Genomic DNA, 2,331 nt, shown 5'->3' with positions numbered 1-2,331 from the left:
ATTCCAATTCTCTCTATCGAAATCAGGGAACCAAGCATCCCCTTCAATTTCAGTATCCACCTCAGTCAGATAGAGACGATCAGCTTTTTCCAGCGCCTGCTCATAGATCTGAGCTCCACCAATAACCATCACCTCTTCAGCTCCATCAATAAGACAGATACTTTCCGCCAGCTCAATAGCAGCATCAAGACTAGACACCACCTTTACATTGGCAGGTGCATAATCAGGATTTCGACTGATTACAATATTGGTTCTACCCGGCAACGGCCGACCTATAGATTCAAAGGTATTACGCCCCATAATAATCGGCTTCGCCATGGTAACCTGCTTAAAGTAACGCAGATCTTCCGGCAGACGCCAGGGTAATTTATTGTTAACACCGATTACTCGATTTTTTGCCTGCGCAACAATAATCGCCAGGTTCATGCATGCTCCTCACCTTATGATTCTGCCAAAGCTCACAGCACAAAAGCAGACCATTAATATTCTTTACCTTAGTAACACGCTTTAGGTAACATGATTAAGCTAAATTTAACCACAGGGCTAGCCACAAACCAATGAGACAATACCTCGATCTTTGCCAGAGAATAGTCGATGAGGGCGTTTGGGTAGAAAACAAACGCACAGGTAAAAAGTGCCTCACCGTTATCAATGCAGACCTCACTTACGATGTTGCCAATGGCGAGTTTCCGCTGGTTACTACTCGCAAGTCATTTTATAAGTCTGCGATTGCAGAGATGTTAGGTTACATCCGTGGTTATGACAGCGCCGCCGATTTCCGTAAGATTGGCACCAAAACCTGGGACGCTAACGCTAACGATAATGAAGACTGGCTGGCTAACCCACACCGAAAAGGCCCAGACGACTGCGGTTTTATCTACGGTAAAGTTGGTCGCAACTTTCCAAAGCCGGATGGAGGCAGCATTGACCTGCTGCGCAAGATTGTTGATGACCTGAGCAACGGCATTGATGATCGAGGCGAAATCTATACCTTCTATCACCCAGGCGCTTTCCATATGGGTTGCTTACGCCCATGCATGTACAGTCACCATTTTTCACTACTGGGTGATACGCTTTATCTGAACAGCACTCAACGCAGCTGCGACGTACCGCTCGGTTTGAATTTCAATATGGTTCAGGTTTATTTCCTACTGGCGATCATGGCACAGATCACAGGCCATAAACCGGGCAAGGCGTACCATAAGATAGTTAACGCACATATCTATGAAGATCAGCTAGAACTGATGCGTGATGTTCAGTTAAAACGAGAGCCATTGCCGTTGCCGACCTTTAAGATCAATCCAGATATTAAAACGCTGGAAGATTTGGAAACCTGGGTAACCGTGGATGACTTTGAAGTGGAAGGCTACCAGCACCACGACCCGATTCAGTACCCGTTTTCAGTTTAATAGGGGAGAGAGCGGATTTGCGGACAGACCAAAAGGCCCGCTCTCCAAAAAAAGAACTGATTCGGGAGATCCATCCCCCGAACCAGTCTTCCCTTTCTTACAAACCACTCTTACAAACCTGCCTTACAGATCGCTCTAACAATCATGCTCAGAACACAAAGTCATTTGCATCAAGTGCAAAAGATGTCTGACCTATAAGCATTACCGATACTTCGTCTTCATTTTCATTGATGAATGAAACAGTCGCCATCTGAGGGCCCATCTGGAAAATATCCAGATCATCCAGACTTTCAACGGTATCCATGCGGGAAAAGTCGAATAGATCCTGGCCATCCTGCCAATCCAGGATAGTGGCACCTGCGGAGCCGTTTTCGATGACAAAATGATCACTGCCAGCTCCACCAACCATCATGTCATCGCCGGAATCAGCAACCACGAAATCATCACCTAAACCGCCATCCAGGTAATCATTACCTCGACCACCCTCGATCCAGTCATTGCCCTCTCCAGCCATCACCAGGTCATTACTGGATCCTGCAAAGATAAAGTCATCACCGTCATTACCCAGGATGGTGTCCTTACCACCACGGCCATGGATGTTGTCAGAACCTTCGGTTCCTTCGAGAGAATCGGCGTTATTGCTGCCGTAGATAAGGTTTGGCACCTCATCTTCCGGAATCGGTTCAAAGATATCGATGCCATCAAATACGTTTTTCTTAACAACGTTGATGTCGTCTGCGGTTACTTCATCACCATAAACTTTGATGGTACCTAGCGAATCTTCATCATGAGCTCCACCACCATCACCTTGCTGGGAGCGGACGTGGATCAGTGAATAATCGCCACCCTCATCTTCGCCTTGGGTAACATCTGCGATCTCAACCGTATGACCACGCAGGATGATTTTATCGCCATCCTGATT

The 2,331-nt window shown here is 46.8% G+C and carries 3 protein-coding genes; 1 reads left to right on the top strand and 2 read right to left on the bottom strand.

Going from position 1 to position 2,331, the window contains the following annotated elements; genetic code table 11:
• On the bottom strand, positions 1-426 hold a 426-nt coding region (locus tag GY843_RS04395), incomplete at its 3' end, for a dihydrofolate reductase (RefSeq protein WP_297306926.1).
• A gap of 131 nt (positions 427-557) precedes the next feature.
• On the opposite strand from GY843_RS04395, the gene GY843_RS04390 reads away from it, so the two are divergent.
• Positions 558-1,409 (top strand): thymidylate synthase, encoded by an 852-nt coding sequence (locus GY843_RS04390; RefSeq protein ID WP_297306924.1) that lies wholly within the window; start codon positions 558-560, stop codon positions 1,407-1,409.
• A 148-nt stretch (positions 1,410-1,557) separates the two neighbouring features.
• On the opposite strand, the gene GY843_RS04385 is transcribed toward GY843_RS04390, so the two are convergent.
• On the bottom strand, positions 1,558-2,331 hold a 774-nt coding region (locus tag GY843_RS04385), incomplete at its 5' end, for a calcium-binding protein (protein WP_367183794.1).

Source organism: Neptuniibacter sp. (assembly GCF_024231755.1).
Classification (GTDB): Bacteria; Pseudomonadota; Gammaproteobacteria; order Pseudomonadales; family Balneatricaceae; genus Neptuniibacter.
This window is presented reverse-complemented; position numbering and strand designations above follow the sequence as displayed.